This is a genomic window from Halomonas sp., assembly GCF_041689495.1.
Lineage (GTDB): Bacteria > Pseudomonadota > Gammaproteobacteria > Pseudomonadales > Halomonadaceae > Halomonas.
In genome coordinates this window covers 1-2,309 of record NZ_JBDNGD010000530.1, presented here as the reverse complement: position 1 = coordinate 2,309, position 2,309 = coordinate 1, and the positions used below count along the sequence as shown (strand labels likewise).

At 61.8% G+C, this 2,309-nt stretch carries 4 protein-coding genes; 3 read left to right on the top strand and 1 reads right to left on the bottom strand.

Annotated elements, in window-relative coordinates; all coding sequences use genetic code 11:
* Window positions 1–214: substrate-binding domain-containing protein (locus ACESMD_RS15555; RefSeq protein WP_372614755.1), on the top strand; the 214-nt coding region annotated here is incomplete at its 5' end.
* A gap of 52 nt (window positions 215–266) precedes the next feature.
* On the opposite strand, the gene mntR is transcribed toward ACESMD_RS15555, so the two are convergent.
* A complete protein-coding gene (mntR, locus tag ACESMD_RS15550) occupies window positions 267–746 on the bottom strand; it encodes a manganese-binding transcriptional regulator MntR (protein WP_372614753.1) in 480 nt (159 codons plus the stop codon).
* 201 nt (window positions 747–947) lie between these two features.
* Between mntR and ACESMD_RS15545 the strand changes: the two genes are divergently transcribed.
* Entirely contained in the window at window positions 948–1,922 is a 975-nt protein-coding gene (locus ACESMD_RS15545) for a metal ABC transporter solute-binding protein, Zn/Mn family (RefSeq protein WP_372614751.1), read from the top strand.
* Window positions 1,919–2,122, top strand: coding sequence for an ATP-binding cassette domain-containing protein (locus tag ACESMD_RS15540; RefSeq protein ID WP_372614749.1), 204 nt, complete (start codon window positions 1,919–1,921; stop codon window positions 2,120–2,122). The genes ACESMD_RS15545 and ACESMD_RS15540 overlap by 4 nt, the downstream gene beginning before the upstream one ends.
* Window positions 2,123–2,309: the final 187 nt, after the last annotated feature.

Here is a 2,309-nt window from a genome sequence, read left to right as displayed (position 1 = left end):
TGGCGTGGACGTTCCGGGACGGATTGCCGTCGCCGGTTTCCATGGCCATGACGTGGGCCAGGTGATGGCGCCGAAGCTAGCGAGTGTGGTCACGCCACGCGAGGCTATCGGCGAACGGGCGTCCCGCGAGCTGCTGGCGCGTATCCAGGGTGAGGCGCTGGGCCAGTCGGTGATTGATCTCGGTTATCGCATCGAGGTGGGAGAAACGCTGTAGCGGCTAATGCGCTTTACGCCTGCAGGGTCCCTCTTCTGGCAACACCCTTCCGCTACTGCACCGGCGTCTGCTCATGCGCGAAACGCTGCATGATGTCGAGGGTTTCCTGGCTGACGTGGTGTTCCATTCCCTCGGCATCGATACGCGCGGTGTCATCATCCACGCCCAAGGCACGAAGGAATTGCAGGACGATGGCGTGGCGCTTGCTGGATTCCTCGGCCATGGCCTCACCGGCCCGGGTCAGGAACAGCGAACGATAGGGCTTGCTGACGACCAGATCGAGACTCTTCAGCCGGCGCATCATCTTGGCCACGGTGGCCTGGCTGACTCCCATGCGTGTGGCGACATCCGTGGAGCGTGCCTCACCCTGATGCTTCAGCAGGTCACCGATCAACTCCACATAGTCCTCGATGAGCTCGGTCTCATGGGCGTTGCGCACGGCAGCGTACTGCTTGGCATGCTGGGTGGTGGGCGGAAGGGCATCCTCATGGCCGGGATTGTCGGTATTCGGATCGTCGGAGGCGTTGATCATCGGGCGACTATAGTCAACCTCACTTTTATCGGCAACCTCACCAGTGAAGCACACCTCGTCCCTGCTGGCACCCGAAAAGTTAGCCAGGGTTAAGATCTTTGCACTTCACCCTTTCATTGCCTTATTCTTCAATGATTGTTTTCTCTCGAGGATCTCCAGTCTTCCGATCCCCGAGGCCTACCCTGACCATGGGAGTGCACGATGTCCGGCACGCGCGCTATCGCCTCGATCCTTCTCCTGCTGGCCCTGGGCTTCCTGGCCGCGTTACCCGCACAGGCGCAAGAGCGTCTTCAACTGGTGGCGACCACCGGCATGATCGCCGACGTCCTGGGCGAGCTGGGCGGTGATCAGGTGGAGGTTCAGGGGCTGATGGGGTCGGGCACCGACCCCCACCTCTATCGACAGACACGCAACGACGTGACCGCTATGACTCGAGCCGATGCGGTCTTCTGGAACGGTCTTTACCTGGAGGCCCAGCTCGAGGATTTCCTGGCGCGTCTTGCGCAGCGCAAGTCGGTCTTTACCCTGGGGGAGTCCGTCCCCGTGGAGGCGCGCCTGGCCGATGAAGAATATACCGACCAGTACGATCCCCATGTCTGGATGGACCCGGGTCGCTGGCGCCATGTGGTCCTGGCGATCCGCGATGCCCTTGTCGAGTTGGTGCCCGTCCACAAGGCGGCCTTCACCGAGCGTGCCGACGCCTATCTGAGTGAGCTCGATGCCCTGAATGCCTATGCCCATGAGGTCCTGGCGACCCTGCCGGAGGGCAATCGGGTACTGATCACCGCCCATGATGCCTTCGGTTACTTCGGCGATGCCTATGACGTCGAGGTCTTGGGTATCCAGGGATTTTCCACGGACAGCGAGGCGGGACTGGCGCGTATCGAGACCATGGTGGATGTGCTGGTGGAGCGTGATATCGGTGCCATCTTCATCGAGACATCCGTCTCTGACCGCAACATCCGCGCCCTGGTCGAGGGCGCGGCCGCCCGGGGTCATGAGGTACGCATCGCGGGCGAACTCTTCTCTGATGCCATGGGCGAGAGAGGGACCTACGAGGGTACCTGGCTGGGAATGCTGGACCACAATGTCACCCTGATCGCCCGTTCCCTGGGGGGCGAGGTCCCCGAGGGCGGCCGGCTGGGTCGACTGGCGGCGAAAGGGGAGGACGAATGAACCGCAACCCGAGAATCAGTGACGAGATCGCGGACAGTCCTCTGGCGATACAGGGGTTGACGGTGAGTTATGACCATCGTCCGGTGGTGTATTCGGTGGATTTCGTAACCCCGCCCGAGAGCATGACGGCCATCGTCGGGCCCAATGGGGCCGGGAAATCCAGCCTGCTCAAGGCGGTATGGGCATCACCCGACCCCTGACCGGGGATGTCCGGGTCTTCGGTCGCCCTTATACGGAGATGTCGAAACCGTGCTTATCCGGTTGTCACACCCGCCCACTACCGGTAGTATTTTGAGCATCTGCATGAACGTGGGCCGATCATGGCAATCGACGTACTTGAGCGGGACGATCTGCCGTTCCCTCACTCGCTTCCTGAGTTTCAGCGCC

What these genes read in the sequence shown, in the direction of transcription:
- ACESMD_RS15540 (WP_372614749.1), top strand. Translation starts at nt 1,919, where the DNA reads ATGAACCGCAACCCGAGAATCAGTGACGAGATCGCGGACAGTCCTCTG.
- mntR (WP_372614753.1), bottom strand. Translation starts at nt 746, where the DNA reads ATGATCAACGCCTCCGACGATCCGAATACCGACAATCCCGGCCATGAG.
- ACESMD_RS15545 (WP_372614751.1), top strand. Translation starts at nt 948, where the DNA reads ATGTCCGGCACGCGCGCTATCGCCTCGATCCTTCTCCTGCTGGCCCTG.